The 15,283-nt window shown below is 71.7% G+C and carries 15 protein-coding genes; 8 read left to right on the top strand and 7 right to left on the bottom strand.

Features of this window, described 5'->3' with window-relative positions:
• Positions 1-87: 87 nt before the first annotated feature.
• Entirely contained in the window at positions 88-1,050 is a 963-nt protein-coding gene (locus tag OG272_RS43495) for a carbohydrate kinase (RefSeq protein ID WP_327726558.1), read from the top strand.
• Between the two features lie 176 nt (positions 1,051-1,226).
• On the opposite strand, the gene OG272_RS43490 is transcribed toward OG272_RS43495, so the two are convergent.
• Positions 1,227-2,945, bottom strand: coding sequence for a GAF domain-containing sensor histidine kinase (locus tag OG272_RS43490; protein WP_326574233.1), 1,719 nt, complete (start codon positions 2,943-2,945; stop codon positions 1,227-1,229).
• Positions 2,946-3,312: 367 nt separating this feature from the next.
• On the opposite strand from OG272_RS43490, the gene OG272_RS43485 reads away from it, so the two are divergent.
• Positions 3,313-3,705, top strand: a complete 393-nt coding sequence (locus OG272_RS43485; RefSeq protein WP_327726559.1) for an STAS domain-containing protein — start codon at positions 3,313-3,315, stop codon at positions 3,703-3,705.
• An 83-nt stretch (positions 3,706-3,788) separates the two neighbouring features.
• Here the strand turns inward: OG272_RS43485 and OG272_RS43480 are convergent, their stop codons facing one another.
• Positions 3,789-6,170 carry a phosphoketolase gene (locus OG272_RS43480; RefSeq protein ID WP_405895840.1) on the bottom strand — a complete coding sequence of 794 codons (2,382 nt, stop codon included), beginning with the start codon at positions 6,168-6,170 and terminating at the stop codon, positions 3,789-3,791.
• A gap of 49 nt (positions 6,171-6,219) precedes the next feature.
• Here OG272_RS43480 and ppk2 point away from each other — a divergent pair, with 49 nt between their 5' ends.
• The gene (gene ppk2 / locus OG272_RS43475) at positions 6,220-7,023 is read left to right on the top strand and encodes a polyphosphate kinase 2 (protein WP_326574236.1); all 804 of its coding nucleotides are present in this window, start codon (positions 6,220-6,222) and stop codon (positions 7,021-7,023) included.
• Between the two features lie 17 nt (positions 7,024-7,040).
• Here the strand turns inward: ppk2 and OG272_RS43470 are convergent, their stop codons facing one another.
• From OG272_RS43470 to OG272_RS43460, 3 genes are read right to left on the bottom strand one after another with little or no spacing between them, the layout of a single operon-like run.
• Complete coding sequence (locus tag OG272_RS43470; protein WP_326574237.1) at positions 7,041-7,919, bottom strand: universal stress protein; 879 nt, start codon at positions 7,917-7,919, stop codon at positions 7,041-7,043.
• A gap of 5 nt (positions 7,920-7,924) precedes the next feature.
• Positions 7,925-8,947: an alcohol dehydrogenase AdhP gene (gene adhP, locus OG272_RS43465; RefSeq protein ID WP_326574238.1), complete on the bottom strand. Its 1,023-nt coding sequence runs from the start codon at positions 8,945-8,947 to the stop codon at positions 7,925-7,927.
• Between the two features lie 22 nt (positions 8,948-8,969).
• Entirely contained in the window at positions 8,970-9,875 is a 906-nt protein-coding gene (locus OG272_RS43460) for a universal stress protein (protein WP_327726561.1), read from the bottom strand.
• A 517-nt stretch (positions 9,876-10,392) separates the two neighbouring features.
• Between OG272_RS43460 and OG272_RS43455 the strand changes: the two genes are divergently transcribed.
• The 3 genes from OG272_RS43455 (at position 10,393) to OG272_RS43445 (ending at position 12,511) form a co-directional block, all read left to right on the top strand.
• Complete coding sequence (locus tag OG272_RS43455; protein WP_326574240.1) at positions 10,393-10,857, top strand: cyclic nucleotide-binding domain-containing protein; 465 nt, start codon at positions 10,393-10,395, stop codon at positions 10,855-10,857.
• 52 nt (positions 10,858-10,909) lie between these two features.
• Positions 10,910-11,611, top strand: a complete 702-nt coding sequence (locus tag OG272_RS43450; protein WP_326574241.1) for a CBS domain-containing protein — start codon at positions 10,910-10,912, stop codon at positions 11,609-11,611.
• Positions 11,612-11,809: 198 nt separating this feature from the next.
• Positions 11,810-12,511, top strand: coding sequence for a response regulator transcription factor (locus OG272_RS43445; protein WP_327726562.1), 702 nt, complete (start codon positions 11,810-11,812; stop codon positions 12,509-12,511).
• A 106-nt stretch (positions 12,512-12,617) separates the two neighbouring features.
• On the opposite strand, the gene OG272_RS43440 is transcribed toward OG272_RS43445, so the two are convergent.
• Positions 12,618-12,761 carry a hypothetical protein gene (locus OG272_RS43440; protein WP_327726563.1) on the bottom strand — a complete coding sequence of 48 codons (144 nt, stop codon included), beginning with the start codon at positions 12,759-12,761 and terminating at the stop codon, positions 12,618-12,620.
• 119 nt (positions 12,762-12,880) lie between these two features.
• Here OG272_RS43440 and OG272_RS43435 point away from each other — a divergent pair, with 119 nt between their 5' ends.
• The gene (locus OG272_RS43435) at positions 12,881-13,303 is read left to right on the top strand and encodes a pyridoxamine 5'-phosphate oxidase family protein (RefSeq protein ID WP_327726564.1); all 423 of its coding nucleotides are present in this window, start codon (positions 12,881-12,883) and stop codon (positions 13,301-13,303) included.
• Positions 13,304-13,361: 58 nt separating this feature from the next.
• Here OG272_RS43435 and OG272_RS43430 read toward each other — a convergent pair whose 3' ends face one another.
• On the bottom strand, positions 13,362-14,153 hold the full coding sequence (locus OG272_RS43430; RefSeq protein ID WP_326574245.1) for a hypothetical protein: 792 nt from the start codon (positions 14,151-14,153) through the stop codon (positions 13,362-13,364).
• A gap of 540 nt (positions 14,154-14,693) precedes the next feature.
• Between OG272_RS43430 and OG272_RS43425 the strand changes: the two genes are divergently transcribed.
• The gene (locus OG272_RS43425) at positions 14,694-15,128 is read left to right on the top strand and encodes a DUF2809 domain-containing protein (protein WP_326574246.1); all 435 of its coding nucleotides are present in this window, start codon (positions 14,694-14,696) and stop codon (positions 15,126-15,128) included.
• The last annotated feature ends 155 nt before the right edge of the window (positions 15,129-15,283 follow it).

The following is a 15,283-nucleotide window of genomic DNA, read 5'->3' as shown; positions in this document are numbered from 1 at the left end:
CGGACCCGAGCGAAGTCCGGGTCCGGCCCCCACTGATTCCCCCCTTCGTCCCCGATCTCTTCGAGCCTTTCCGAGGGAGAGCAGCCCATGAGCCGGCAACGGATCACCGTTCTGGGAGAGTGCGTCGCGGACGCCTTCACCGAACCGGCGAACGCCGCGAACGAACTCGCCCTGCGGGTGCTGCCGGGCGGCGGACCCGCGAACACGGCGGTGGCCCTGGCCCGGATGGGCACGCCGGCCCGCTTCCTCGCCCGTCTGTCCGGCGATGTGTTCGGCCGCCTGTTCCGGGCCCATCTGGAGGCATCCGGGGTCGACCTGTCGTGCGCCGTCGCCGCCGGTGAGCCCAGCACGCTGGCCGTGGCGGAGCTGGACGCCACCGGGCAGGCCGCGTTCTCGTTCCACGCCCGGAACACGGCGGACTGGCAGTGGACTTCAGGGGAACTGGCCCGGGTGGATCTGTCCGGAACGGCCTGTCTGCACACCGGGTCGCTGGCGCTGATCCGGGAGCCGGGCGGGGCGGTGGTGGAGGAGTTCGTGGCGTCAGCGGCTCCGCGGGCCACCATCAGCATCGATCCCAACGTGCGGCCGCTGCTGGTGCGCCCCGAGGCCTACCGCGCCCGGCTGACGCACTGGTGTGGTCTCGCCGACATCCTGCGGCTGAGCGAGGACGACCTGGAACTGCTCCTGCCGGGCACCCCGCCCGAGCAGGCGTGCGACCTCTGGCACGCCGCGGGGGTACGGCTCGTCGTGATCACCCTCGGCGCCGACGGCGTCGTGGCCTCGCTCGACGGCGAACGGCTGCGGGTGCCCGCGGTGACCACCAGGGTCATCGACACGGTCGGCGCGGGCGACTCCTTCACCGCCGGCCTGCTGCACCACCTCGCAGCCCGCGGCCTCCTCGGTGGCCGGCTGACCCGACTCGGAATCGACGATGTCGCGGAAGCCTGCCGGTTCGGCACCCGGGTCGCGGCCCTGACCTGCTCGGTCGCCGGCCCCAATCCCCCGTGGCGAAGCCAGTTGACAGAGCTCGCGACCACCGACAGCGCCTGACGGCCGGTCGGCCAGGGCCCTTCTGATGGATCTCCGTGGAGGAAGGAGCGGCGTTCGGTGCGTGCGATCGGCGTGCGGCGTGGAGGGTCATGTGGCGGAGCCACCTGTCCCTTCGCGCCGCGCGGCGAGCGTGCGTGCCGGGCGTCGCGACGCCACGGAGATCCACCAGAAGGGCCCTAGGCCTTCTTCACCGGTACGCGCCACACCAGAGAGGTCCCGCCGTCGGTGGGTCGCGTCAGTTCGAGGCGGCCGCCCAGGTGCTCGGCCCTCTCCGCCATGTTGCGCAGGCCGCTGCGGCGGCCCTCGGGCGGAATGCCCACGCCGTTGTCCGCGACCGACAGCCGGACCTCGCGCCCGTCGGTCGCGAGCACCACATCCGCGTGGTCGGCTCGGGCGTGCCGGGCGATGTTGGTCAGGGCCTCGGAGAGTACGGCGACCACGTTGTCGGCGATCTCCTTCGGCACATCGGTGTCCAGGAGGCCCTCCATCCGCACGCTGGGGGCGAAGCCCACCACCGGCGCCGCTTCCCCGACCACCCGCACGGCGCGGGCCCGCAGGCCGCTCCCCTCGGTTCCCTCACGCGTACGCAGGCCGAAGATGGTCGACCTGATGATCTTGATGGTCTCGTCGAGGTCGTCCACCGCCCGCGACACGCGTTCGGACGCCTCCGCGTGCTCGATGAAACGGCCCGCGCTCTGCAGGGTCATGCCGGTGGCGAACAGTCGTTGGATCGCCAGGTCGTGCAGGTCACGGGCGATCCGGTCACGGTCCTTGAGCACCGCGACCTCCTCGGCCTCCAGGCGGCGTTCCGCCAGTTCCATCGCGATCGCCGCCTGCGCGGCGAAGCCTCTCAGGGGGTCGATCTCCTTCTCGGAGAACGCGGTCCGCCCCGCTTCCCTCACCAGGAGGAGCACACCTCGTACGCCGCTCTCGCCCGTTCCGACGGGAACGGCCACGGCCGGCCCTAGGCCGGTGAACCTCAGGGAGCCCGCCAGGACTCGTTCGTCATGGAGGACGTCCGCGCTGGTGACGGCGGTCGCACCGGAGAGAGCCTCGCCGATCAGGGTGCCGTCCATCGGCAGAATCATGCCCCGGATCGCGTCCGCTCCCTGGCCCAGGGCGAGCTCCACGGAGAGGGATTCCGTCTCCTCCATCGGCATCGCCACCACGGCCAGGGCCGCACCGGTGATCTCCCGGGCCTGTTCGGCGATCAGCCCCAGGACCTCGGCACGCGCCCCGCCCGCCATCAGCCGGTGGACGATCTCGGCGTTCGCCCGCAGCCACCGCTCCCGCAGCCGCGACTCCGCGTACAGCCGCGCGTTGTCGATGGCCACTCCGGCCGCCACGGCCAGCGTGAGCGTGACCGAGACATCCTCCTCGTCGAACTGGGCGCCACCCCGTTTCTCGGTCAGATACAGGTTCCCGAAGACCTGGTCGCGCACCCGGATCGGGACGCCCAGGAAGGTGTTCATCGGTGGGTGGTGGGGCGGGAAGCCGTACGACGCCGAGTGCTCGGAGATCTTCGCCAGGCGCAACGGCTCCGGGTGGTGGATCAGCTCGCCCAGGATGCCGTGGCCTTCCGGGTACGGTCCGATACGGGCGATCTGCTCCTCGGACACACCGACCGTGTGGAAGGCGGAGAGCCGCTTGCCGTCCGGGCCGATCACTCCGAGCGCCGCGTACTCCGCGTCGACCAGCACCGCCGCGGCCTCCACGATGCTGCGCAGAGCCTGCTCCAGGTCCAGCTCCCGGCCGACCGAGAGCACCGCCTCCAGCAGGCTGTGCACCCGGTCGCGGGTGCCGCGGGCCGCGTCCAGGCGCGCCTGGAGCTCGTCCAGCAGCTCGTCCAGTCTCAGCTGCGGCAGCCGTACGCGGGCCTCGTCGGGGCTTCCCACCTGCTGTTCCTCCAGATCCCCTGGTACGACGGACCCCCACCGGTCCGGTCACGTGCCAAGTTAGTCGTCGGCAGCCGGGGGCGGTAGCGGATCCCTCCGAGTCGCCCGGTCCCCGACGGCGGCGAGTCGGTCAGGATCGGGACCATCGGCCCTGGGGGGCGCGGGTGATCCGAGGGACACTGGAGGCAGGAGCGGCACCGATCCCCCGCGGTGTCGCTCCGTCGGCCGGAGATACGCGCCCGCGTTCCCGGTCACCACTTCCCTGGACGCACCTCGGCGGGGAGGGCCCACTGGCCCTGTCGAACACGGGGCGACAGGGACCGAACGGCCCTTCCGCGCACCCTGTCGGCACGGGTTGTCTCGTTCCATGGACGACAACCACACGAGGTCCGCGCGGTACCGCACGCATCGCACCGTCGGTGGCGCGACCGTCGTGACTCTGCGGGGCGAGATCGACATCGTGACGGCTCCCTCGCTCGCGGCCTGCCTGGATTCGCTGACCTCCGGTCCGCGCCCCGATCTGGTGCTCGACCTGCGTCCGGTCTCCTTCATCGACTGCGCCGGGCTGGGCGTGCTGTGCCGGGCGCGGAACCACGCGCAGGCCCGAGACGGCCGGCTACGGCTGGTCACGAACAGTGCCCCGTTCCTGCGCATCCTGCGCCATGCCGATCTGACCGGCGTCTTCGACATCCGCACCCGACTGCCCGAGGAGGCGGTCGGATCGCCGGTCGCCGACTCCGTCTCCGCTTCGGCCGGTTGAGTCCCGGCACCAGGCCCTGGCACCGGACCCCGGCAGGGGGTCGAGCGGGTCGCTCGACCCCCTCTGGGCCGCCGACCGGACCTTCAGGCGTTCCAGCTCCAGTCGGCGATCTCGGGCAGGTCGGTTCCGTGCTCGCGGATCCAGGCGTGGTGGCGGGTGCGGGCGTCGGCCATCGCCTGGCGTACGGCGGCGGCACGGACGGCGAGGCCGGGGACGCGGTCGATGACGTCCATGACCAGGCGGTAGCGGTCGAGGTCGTTGCGGACGACCATGTCGAACGGCGTGGTCGTGGTGCCGGACTCCTTGTAGCCGCGCACGTGCAGGTTCTTGTGGCCGGTGCGGCGGTAGGCGAGCCGGTGGATCAGCCACGGGTAGCCGTGGTAGGCGAAGATCACCGGTTTGTCGGTGGTGAACAGGCCGTCGTACTCGAAGTCGCTCATCCCGTGCGGGTGTTCCTCACGCGGGAGCAGCCGGGTCATGTCGACGACGTTGACCACACGCACGGCGAGCCGCGGCAGGTGGCGGCGCAGCAGTTGGGCGGCGGCCAGCACTTCCTGGGTGGGTACGTCTCCCGCGCAGGCCAGCACCACATCGGGCTCCCCGCCGTTCTCGCTGCCGGCCCAGTCCCAGACCCCCGCGCCGCGCGCGCAGTGCGCGCGGGCCTGCTCGATGGACAGCCAGTCGAAGCAGGGCTGTTTGCCGGCCACGATCACGTTGACGTAGTCGCGGCTGCGCAGGGCGTGGTCCGCGACGGACAGGAGGGTGTTGGCGTCCGGGGGCAGATAGACCCGTACGACCTCGGGGCTCTTGTTGAGGACGTGGTCGACGAAGCCGGGGTCCTGGTGGGAGAAACCGTTGTGGTCCTGGCGCCACACGTGCGAGGTGAGCAGGTAGTTGAGGGAGGCGATGGGGGCGCGCCAGGGCAGGTCCCGTGAGGTCTTCAGCCATTTGATGTGCTGGTTGACCATGGAGTCGACGATGTGCACGAACGCCTCGTAGCAGGAGAACAGTCCGTGCCGTCCGGTGAGGAGGTAGCCCTCCAGCCAGCCCTGGCAGGTGTGTTCGGAGAGGATCTCCATCACCCGGCCGTGCCGGTCCAGGTGTTCGTCGACCGGCAGGTGCTCGGCCTGCCATGCCTTGCCGCTGGCGTCGTAGACGGCCTGGAGCCGGTTGGAGGCGGTCTCGTCCGGGCCGACCACCCGGAAGTCCCGGCGGGAGCGGGTGTCCTTCATGACCTGTTCCAGGAGGTCGCCGAGGACCCGGGTGGGCTCGTGCAGCGTCGTGCCCGGCTTCTCGACCTTCACGGCGAAGTCGTCGAGGGACCGGATGGGCAGGTCGCGGACGAGGAGTCCGCCGTTGGCGTGTGCGGTGGAACCGAGCCGCTTCGCGCCGTCGGGGACGCAGGCGAGGACGTCCTCGGCGGGCCGTCCGTCCGGGCCGAAGAGCTCCTGGGGCCGGTACGAACGCAGCCAGGTCTCCAACTGCCCGAGGTGCTCAGGGTTTTCACGCACTCCGGCGAGCGGGACCTGGTGGGCACGCCAGGTGCCCTCGACGGGCTCCCCGTCGACCTCGGCGGGGCCGGTCCACCCCTTCGGCGTGCGCAGCACGATCACCGGCCAGTGCACACGCTCGGCGACCCCGCCCTCGCGGGCGGACCGCTGCATCAGGGCGATGCGGTCCAGCGCCTCGTCGACAGCCCTGGCCATGGCGCGGTGCACCCGCATCGGGTCGTCGCCGGTCACATGGATGGGCACATGGCCGTATCCCCGCAACAGCTCGTCCAGTTCGGCCTCGGGAATGCGGGAGAGCACCGTCGGGTTGGCGATCTTGTAGCCGTTGAGGTGCAGGATCGGCAGGACCGCTCCGTCGTGCACCGGGTCGAGGAACTTGTTGGAGTGCCAGGCGGCGGCCAGCGGCCCGGTCTCCGCCTCGCCGTCCCCGATCACGCAGGCCACGAGCAGGTCGGGGTTGTCGAGGGCGGCGCCGTACGCGTGGGCCAGCGAGTAGCCGAGTTCACCGCCCTCGTGGATGGAGCCGGGTGTCTCCGGGGCGACATGGCTGGGCACGCCGCCGGGGAAGGAGAACTGCCGGAAGAGCCGTGCCATGCCCTCCGCGTCGCGCGACACGTCGGGGTAGGTCTCGCTGTAGCTGCCCTCCAGCCACGAGTTGGCGAGCACCGACGGGCCGCCGTGCCCGGGACCCCACACGCACAGCGCGTCGAGCCCGCGCGCCTTGATCACCCGGTTGAGGTGGGTGTAGACGAGGTTGAGGCCGGGCGAGGTGCCCCAGTGGCCGAGCAGCCGGGGCTTGATGTGTTCCGGACGCAGGGGCTCGGTCAGCAGGGGGTTGCCCATCAGGTAGATCTGGCCCGCGGCCAGGTAGTTGGCGGCCCGCCAGTGGGCGTCCAGGGTGCGCAGCTCGTCGTCGGAAAGTACGGTGACGTTCTGGTGTTCGACCTTGGTCATGGGTGACTCCGGAACTCATCGACGGGGGTCAGAGGGCGGTGGAGGCGACATGGCCGACAAACAGGCGGCGAAGGTGCCGCGCGCGGCATACGAGAAGGAACTGCTGCGTCTGCAGACGGAGTTGGTGAAACTCCAGGAGTGGGTGCGGGCGGAGGGCGCCCGGCTGGTCGTGATCTTCGAGGGGCGGGACGCGGCGGGCAAGGGCGGCACGATCAAGCGGGTCGCCGAGCACCTCAATCCGCGTGTCGCCCGGATCGCGGCTCTCCCCAAGCCGACGGAGCGCGAGCGCACCCAGTGGTACTTCCAGCGCTACGTCGAGCATCTGCCGGCCGCCGGGGAGATCGTGCTGTTCGACCGGTCCTGGTACAACCGGGCCGGCGTCGAGCGTGTGATGGGTTTCTGCACGAAGGAGGAGTACCAGCTCTTCCTTCGCCAATGCCCGATCTTCGAGCGGATGCTGACCGAGGACGGGATCCTGCTGCGCAAGTACTGGTTCTCGGTGAGCGACACCGAGCAGCAGGAGCGGTTCCGCAAGCGGCTGGAGGACCCGCTGCGACGCTGGAAGCTGTCGCCGATGGACCTGGAGTCGATCGCCCGCTGGGAGGCGTACTCGCGGGCCAAGGACGCGATGCTGGTGCACACCGACATCTCCGAGGTGCCCTGGTACGTGATCGAGAGCGACGACAAGCGCCGGGCGCGACTGAACATGATGGCCCACCTGCTCGCCTCCGTGCCGTACCACGAGGTCCCGCCACCGGTGCTGGAGCTGCCCCCGCGACCGCCGTCGACCGGCTACCAGCGCCCGCCGCGTGATCTGCAGACGTACGTCCCCGATCACGCGGCGGGTCTCTGAGCAGCCGGTCACCGTACTCACTCCGGCTCGGGCACGATCACCACCGGGCAGGCGGAGTGGTGCAGCACCCCGTGGGTCACCCGGCCGAGCTGCAGGCCGAAGCTCCGCTTGCGGCGCCTGGCCCCGACGACCAGCAGGTCGGCCTCGCGCGAGGCGTCGGCCAGCACGTTCCGGGCGTGGCCCTCGACCGTACGGCGGTGCAGCCGGACATCGGCGGGAGCGTCCTGGAGGGCCGCCTCCAGGGCGTCCGCGGCCCGCTGCTCGTGCAGACGCGCGGGCTCCCCGGCCAGCAGCGGGTGGTCGCTGGTCTCGTGCGCGGGGCACCGCCAGGCCCGTACGGCGTCGACCCGCGCCCCACGTCGCCGCGCCTCCTCGAAGGCGAAGCGCACCGCCGCCGAGGACGTCGGCTTCTCCCCCACGCCGAGGACGATACGGCCGTGGGTGGCGGGCAGGGCCTGGTTGTCGTGGCTGCCGCGGATGACGATCATCGGGCAGTGCGCATGGGCGGCCACGGTCAGGCTGACCGAGCCGAGCAGCGCCTCGGTGAGGGCGCTGCGGCCCTGGGTGCCCGTGACCAGCAGAGACGCGTTCCGGCTCTCCCGCAGCAGCGTGTACTCGGGTTCCTCGGGCAGTACGTCGGTGGCGATCTTCACCTCGGGCCGGCGCAGGCGGGCGCGTCGGGCGGCGCCCTCCACGATGTCCTCGGCCCGTACCCGCTCGGCCGGCCTGTCCAGCTCCTCGGCGAGGTGGGCGCCCTCGTACCGCTCCCACAGCGAGGCGTACACCAGACGCAGCGGCGCCCCGCGCAGGGCGGCCTCGTCGGCCGCCCAGTCCACGGCCCGCAGGCTGGGCTCGGAGCCGTCGACGCCGACGACGATCGGCAGGTCCATCGTCATCTCCCTCACCGTCCCGCGCCGAGGTCGAACACGATCCGGGCCCTGACCTGGCCGCGCAGCACTTCGGCGATGGAGTCGTTGACGGAGTCCAGCGGGCGGGTCTCGCAGATGACCCTGGTCCGGCCGGCCGCGTGCAGTCGGAAGACCTCGGCGAGATCCTGTCGGGTGCCCACGATCGAGCCGATCACGCTCGTACCGTTCAGGACCGTGTCGAAGATCGGGACCTGGACGGTGCCGTGGGCGGGCAGGGCGACCATGACGAGCTTGCCGCCACGCCTCAGGCCCGTGTTGACGGCCGCGAAGGCCGCGTCGTTGACCGCGAGCGCGATGGCCGCGTGGGCGCCGCCGTGCCGCTTGAGCACCTCGCCGACGTTCTCCTTGCGGGCGTCGATGACGAGGTCGGCACCGAGTTCGGTGGCGAGTTCGAGCTTCTCGTCGGTGACGTCGATCGCGGCCACCGTGGCGCCGGCGATCTTGGCGTACTGCACGGCGAGGTGGCCGAGTCCGCCGACGCCGGAGATCGCGACCAGCTGCGCGGGCCGCACCTCGGCGACCTTGAGCGCCTTGTACGTGGTGACGCCGGCGCAGGTCAGCGGGGCGGCGTCGACGGCGGTGACGCCCTCGGGCACCGGCTGCGCGAAGTCGGCCCAGGCGAGCATCTTCTCGGCGTACCCGCCGTCGCAGCCGTAGCCGGTGTTGATCTGCTGCTCGCACAGCGTCTCCCAGCCGGACAGGCAGTGCTCGCAGCGTCCGCAGGCCTTGCCGAGCCAGGGCACGGCGACCCGCTGTCCGACGCTCAGGTGGGTGACGCCGTCGCCGAGCTTCTCGACGAGGCCGACGCCCTCATGACCGGGCACGAACGGCGGGTTCGGCTTGACGGGCCAGTCGCCGTGGGCGGCGTGGATGTCGGTGTGGCACAGCCCGGACGCCTCGACGCGGACACGGACCTGGCCGGGACCGGGCTCGGGGTCCGGGCGTTCCTCGATGACCAGGGGCTCGCCGAATGCTCGTACGACCGCTGCCTTCATGGTGACTGCTCCTCGGGGTGGGTCAGTGGTGGGGGACGACGGCGACGGGGGCGGTGGAGTGGTGCAGGACGGCGTGCGTCACGGGGCCGATGTGGGCACCGAACGGACTGCGGCGGACGCGGCGGCCCACGACGACCAGCGAGGCCTCGCGGGAGGCGTCGACGAGGTGATTGCCGGGGGTGCCGTAGTGGGGCTCCTCGGTGACCTCGACGTCCGGGTGCTTCTCGCGCCACGGGCGCAGGACCTCGGTCAGCGCGGTGGTCTCGCGGCGGGTGAGCTCCGCGTGGAGTTCGAGGTCGGCGGCGAGGCCGTAGGCGTAGTACGGGGGCGGGTTCCAGCCGTGGACGACGCGCAGGGACGTGCCGCGACGGGCGGCTGCCGCGAACGCGAACTCGATCAGCTCCTCGTTCGGGCTCTCGACGTCGAGGCCGAGGACGACGGGCCGGAACGGGGTCGCGGCGGACGGGATGCCGGCCGGGTCCATCTCGTGCTCGTCCGCGGCCAGCTCCAGGGCACGGACCAGTACCACGGGGCACTCCGCGTGGGCGACGACGGCGAGGCCCACGGAACCGACCATGAACCCGCCGATCCCGCTGAGACCCCGGGAGCCCAGGACGAGCAGTTCGGCGTTCCTCGTCGCCTCGACCAGGATCTCGCTCGGACGGCCGTCGACGTGTTCGCTGGTCACCTCGACGCCGGGGTGACGCAGTCTGATGCCGTCGGCGGCCTCGCGGGGAATGCGCTCGGTCCAGTGCTGGTGAGTCTCGGAGCCCAGGAGGGGCGCCTGGGCGATGGGGTCCGGTACCGGCTCCCAGATGTGGACGATCTTCAGTGCGAGGTCGCGGAGTCGCGCCTCGCGAGCGGCCCACTCGGCGGCGGCCCGGCTCTCGGGCGAGCCGTCGAGGCCGACGGTGACGGTACGGGGCATGCTCTCCACCTCCAGGGCGAATTCCTCCAGGGCGAGGAATTCGATTCCAGCGTGGTGTTCAGGGGCTCGTCCGGGCAGGGGCCAGTGGTCCCGATCCCGGGCCGAAGGACCCTCTGCGGGGCTCGGACACGGCCCGGCGCGGCGGGACCCCGTTCAGGGAGCCCGGCCCAGAGCCTGCCGAGGCCCGGGACGTCCCAGGCGGCGCCGCCGACGCCGCCTGCGCGGGCAGTGCCGGACAGCGCACACCGACGTGCCGCAGCCCGTTCGTGCGCCGTCGGCCGGTCGTGCGCGCCGGGCGGTCGGAGCCGGGCGGCCGTACGGCCCACGGAGTCCCGAAGGTCCCGGTCCGAGAGGCCCGTCCGCCCCGCTCCTCGGCCCCACTCCACGAGCCGGTGTCCCGGAACCCCGCCTCCGGGACCGACCGGCCCGTTCCAGGGCCCGAGTGGCCCATGGCCCGCGCCGACGCCCCGGAACACCCTGGTGATGGAAGTCCGTTCACCCGGCAGCGGAGGACATCATGAACGCTCCCCCCACCCCCAGCATGTTGCGCGCACTGACGGCCGAGCACCGTCAGCGGCTCATGCGTCTGGCCAGGGATGTGTCCATCCCCCAGGGAACGCGTCTGTTCGAGGAAGGCGGACACGCCGACCGCTTCTGGATCATCCGCACCGGCACGATCGAGCTCGACATGCGGGTGCCGGGCCGGCGGGCGGCGGTCATCGAGAGTCTCGGGCACAACGAGCTGGTCGGCTGGTCCTGGCTCTTCCCACCCCACGCCTGGCAGATGGGAGCCGAGGCGACGACTCCGATCCGGGCCTACGAGTTCGACGCCGTCGCCGTCCGGTCCATGTGCCGGGACGACCCGGCCCTGGGCAATGACGTCAGCCAGTGGGTGGGCCAGGTGCTGGCGCACCGTCTGCGCTCGGCCCGGACCCGACTGCTCGACCTGTACGCCCCCTACGGCGCCGGCAATGCCATCTGACCCCGCCCCGAAGCAGGGCACGAAGCCCGAAGCACGGCACGAAGGAGGGGCCATGCACGGCACCCCGCACATCGTCAGCGATGTCATGACCCACACGGTCGCCGCGGTCGGTCGCGGGGCGACCTTCAAGGAGATCGTGCGGCTCATGCAGGACTGGAAGATCAGCGCCCTGCCCGTCATCGAGGGCGAGGGCCGTGTCGTCGGCGTCGTCTCCGAGGCGGACCTCCTGCCCAAGGAGGAGTTCCGCGACAGCGACCCCGACCGGTATACGCAACTGCGCCGCCTGGGCGATCTGGCGAAGGCGGGCGGGGTGACCGCCGAGGACGTCATGACCTCTCCCGCGCTCACCGTGCGCCCGGACGCCACGCTCGCCCAAGCGGCCCGCACCATGGCCCGGGCCAAGGTCAAGCGGCTCCCGGTGGTCGATGCCGTGGGGATGCTCGAAGGCGTCGTCAGCCGTTCCGACCTGCTCAAGGTCTTCCTCCGCACCGATGAGGAGATCACCGAGGAGGTCCGCCGCGAGATCGTGTCCTACCTGTTCCCCGCACCGGGCTCGTCCGTGCGCGTGGAGGTGCGGGACGGCGTCGTGAAGCTCGTCGGCCGGGTCCGTGACACCTCGCTGGTGCCGGTGGCGGCGCGGCTGGTGCGGGCCGTCGAGGGGGTCGTGGATGTGCGGTTCGACGTCACACGGCCCGGCGGACCGGCCACGGCGGCGGCGTCCGCGGACCCGGCCGAGGAGGTCCGCCCTGCATGAGTTTCCAGGACACCCCACGGCTGTGGGACGGCACCGGACCGGTCGGCCCCGCCCACGCGGCCGCCCTCGGCGGGGGCGCTGTGTGAGTGGGGCCGATCGGCCCTGGTGCATTCGGCCCGGGCGCGTGATGATCGTCATCATGGACAGCCCGGGATCTGTCCTCTCACTCTCACTTCCACCGGGGAACGAGGGGCCGTGATGCCTGAGCCGCGTACGTACACCGAGCAGAACCCGATCCGCGTGTTTCTGCTGGACGATCACGAGGTCGTCCGCCGGGGTCTGGCCGACCTGCTGGACTCCGAGCCGGACATCTCGGTGATCGGCGACGCCGGCACCGTCGCGCACGCGCTCGTACGAGGTCCGGCGCTGCGCCCCGACGTCGCCGTCCTCGACGTGCGCCTGCCGGACGGAGACGGCATCTCGGTCTGCCGTGAGCTGCGCAGCCAGATGCCGGAGCTGGCCTGTCTGATGCTGACCTCGTTCGACGACGAGGAGGCCCTGCTCGACGCGATCATGGCCGGCGCCTCCGGCTACGTTCTCAAGCAGATCAAGGGCTCCGACCTCGTCTCGGCGGTACGCACGGTCGCCTCGGGCCAGTCGATGCTGGACCCCGCGACCACGGCCCGCCTGATGCGCTCGCTGCGCGCCGAACCCGTCAGCGCCCCCGCCGTACCGTCCGAGCTGGCGAGCCTGTCCCCGCGCGAGAGGGACATCCTGGCGCTGATCGGCGAAGGCCTCACCAACCGCGAGATCGGCAAGAAGCTCTTCCTCTCCGAGAAGACCGTCAAGAACCACATCTCCCGCCTGCTCGCCAAGCTGGGCGTCCAGCGCCGCGTCCAGGCCGCGGTCCTCGCGTCCCACCTGGATCAACCGGAGACGGACGAGCATCGCAGGAGGTAACCCCCGCCTCGCACCCGGCCACCGTGCCTCTGCCCGGCTTCGGCCCGGGTGGCCGACGCGCCCCTCCCCCCGGCCGATGATCCGCCGTTCGCGGTCGGCCCACCCGTCACACGCACGTCGTACCCCGTACGCCCCAGGCGCGGCCCAGGGCCACGAGGGACGCCTGTGCCGTGATGGACGGCGCCGCCGCCATGAACCGGAGCGGGGCCGGCATCAGCCGGTCCCGGCCGAGCACGCGCCTCCCGACCACGCACCGACGCTCTCCCTCGTCGACGACCGGACCACGGCACCCGTTCCGCAGCCACACAGGGACCCAGAAGAGGCCGACAGGCCCTACCCGTGTTCGATCGCCGCACTGACGATGGACGGATGGTTCAGAACGATGCTTTTCGCGCTCTCGACCGGCAGGAGTGCGTCAGTCTGCTGGCCAAGGTGCAGGTCGGCCGGGTGGTGTACACCCGACAGGCGTTGCCCGCGGTCCTGCCGGTCAATTTCGCCCTCGACACCGATGGCTCCGTCCTGCTGTGCACGTCGGCGACGTCCGACCTCGTGCGCGCGATCGACGGTGTCGTGGTCGCTTTCGAGGGGGACGAGTTCGACCCGGCCACCCGTTCCGGCTGGAGCGTCGTCGTCACCGGGCGGGCCGCCGTGGTGACCGACCCGGCCGAGCACGAACGTCTCTCCCGCAGCGGCCCCACCTCCTGGATGCCGATGCGGGACGAAGTCTTCGTGCGGATCGCCGCCGAGATGGTCACCGGACGCGAACTCGTCGGGGCACGAGCCGCCCTGTGACCGCCGGCCCGCAGCCCCACCACGCCTGTCCGGCAGGGGAGGGCAGCCGCACGGGAACTCAGTCGTCGTCTCCGGTGTTCTCGCGCGGCAGGAACGTCTTGCGTGCCCAGAGACTCAGCAGCACCGTCCCACCGACCAGCAGCGGCACCGGATCATGCGCGGAAGGAGCCAACACATAGCCCAGTGCCGTGACCGTGCAGACCGTCAGGGGAATGAACGCCGCCGCACCCTCCATCCCCCAGCGCAACGTCGGCCGAGCGGTGCCCAGCATGGTCGCCCCGCCGTTCACCCAAGGGCCGACGGCAGCCACCAGCAGGCCCGCGGTGGTGCAGGTGTCGACCAGCTGACAGGACATCGCCTCGGGACTGTGCGGGCCGACCGTCCACAGCCGCAGGGTGTCGCCGATCAGCATGAGGGACAGCCCGAGGGTCCCCACCCACAACGTGACTCTCTGGTCGCTCCGTACGAGACGGCGCAGGGCGAACAGAAAACTGAGGAACACGACCTCCGCGGTCCACAGGACACCGACCATCCCCGTCCCCAGCCGCCAGCCGTCACCGGCGCCCCGCAGCAGTACCCATCCCGTCATGAACACGGTCCCGGCCGTGACGACCCCGTCCAGCACGCGCCGCAGCAACACCTGCCGGCCTTTGCCGGCATCGGCCGCGACCACCAGACCGGCCATCCCCAGGCCGACCGTCAGTGTCACTCCGGTGACCACCACCGAACCGAGCAGTGATCCCCCGCCCCGTCCCGAACCCGGAGGGTGCGCCGACAGCACGTGGACCGCCCCCCGGTACACACCCCCGGCCACCGCCGAACCGCCCAACAGCAGCAGGCGCGTCCGCACCCGTCCACTCGTCCCCCAGGCGCGGAGCACCAGGGAGGCCGCCAACCCCCAGCAACCGGTGGACGGCCCGAAAGCCACCATCCGCGCCGCCACGCTCCCGTTCGCCCAAGGCCCGCTGAAAGTCAGCGCTGTTGCGACGAGACAGGCAACGCCCACCGCGCCCCAGACCCACGCCCCGTTCCGTTGACAGCGGCCCAGCCGGGCCCTGAGCACGTCCGGCGACTTCCCCAACCCCGACATCAGGTGCGCCTTTCCACCGGTCCCCCGCCCGCAGGGCCTTTCCCGCAACCCCGGATCCATGCAGAGACCGTAGAAGACTCACCACCCGCCCCGAACTGAACAATCAGCTCATTCACTCGTACTGCCTAAGGGAGGCTGCCCGAGGACGGAGAGATCACCGGCCCTCGGCTCCGCGCGGCCACCGTCGACGGCCTCGCCACCACCCGCACCCCTGCCGAACCGACAGGCGATGTCGGCATGTTCCCGTCCGGCCCGTGGTGTGGTCCGCCGCGCGCACCGGACGTCCGGCAGTATGCCCCTGTGCCCTTCATCCCCGGAACCGATGACAGCGCCGTCGAACCGGCACGGATCCGTCTCGCGGCGGCCGGGGCCGCGGTGGTGACCGTCGGCGCGGGGCTGGGGCTCCGGGCGGTGGCCTCGGGAAGCCTGGCCAAATACGGCGGAGACGCGCTGTACACCGTCCTGTTGCTCGCCCTCGTCGTGCTGGTGGCGCCACGAGTGACGCCCCTGACGGCCGCCGGTAGCGCACTGGCCGTCAGTTGGGGGGTCGAGTTCGTTCAACTCAGCGGGGTGACCGCGGAGCTCGCCCGGAACAGCGCCGTCGCCCGCCTCGTGCTCGGCTCCACCTTCAACCCACCCGACCTGTTCTGGTACGCGGTCGGTGCGGCAGCGGGCTGGCTCGTCCACACCGCGCTGGACCGCTGCCCGGCACGTCGGCGTACCGGGCCCGGTTGATACGTGTGGCCGCGCTGCCCGCGGGGGCGCGGCCCGGTTCACGGCGAGACGGCCCGGATCAGCGCGCGCCTGGCCCGACGCGGCCGGCCGCCGTCGCGAGGGGCGTCGGCCATTCTCGATCAACTTCCCGCAATTGCGGCGTAGTCGGCGCGGGG

It is taken from the genome of Streptomyces sp. NBC_00104 (genome assembly GCF_045160825.1).
Classification (GTDB): Bacteria; Actinomycetota; Actinomycetes; order Streptomycetales; family Streptomycetaceae; genus Streptomyces.
Note: the sequence above shows the minus strand (reverse complement) of the source record. Positions and strands in the feature narration are given on the sequence as shown.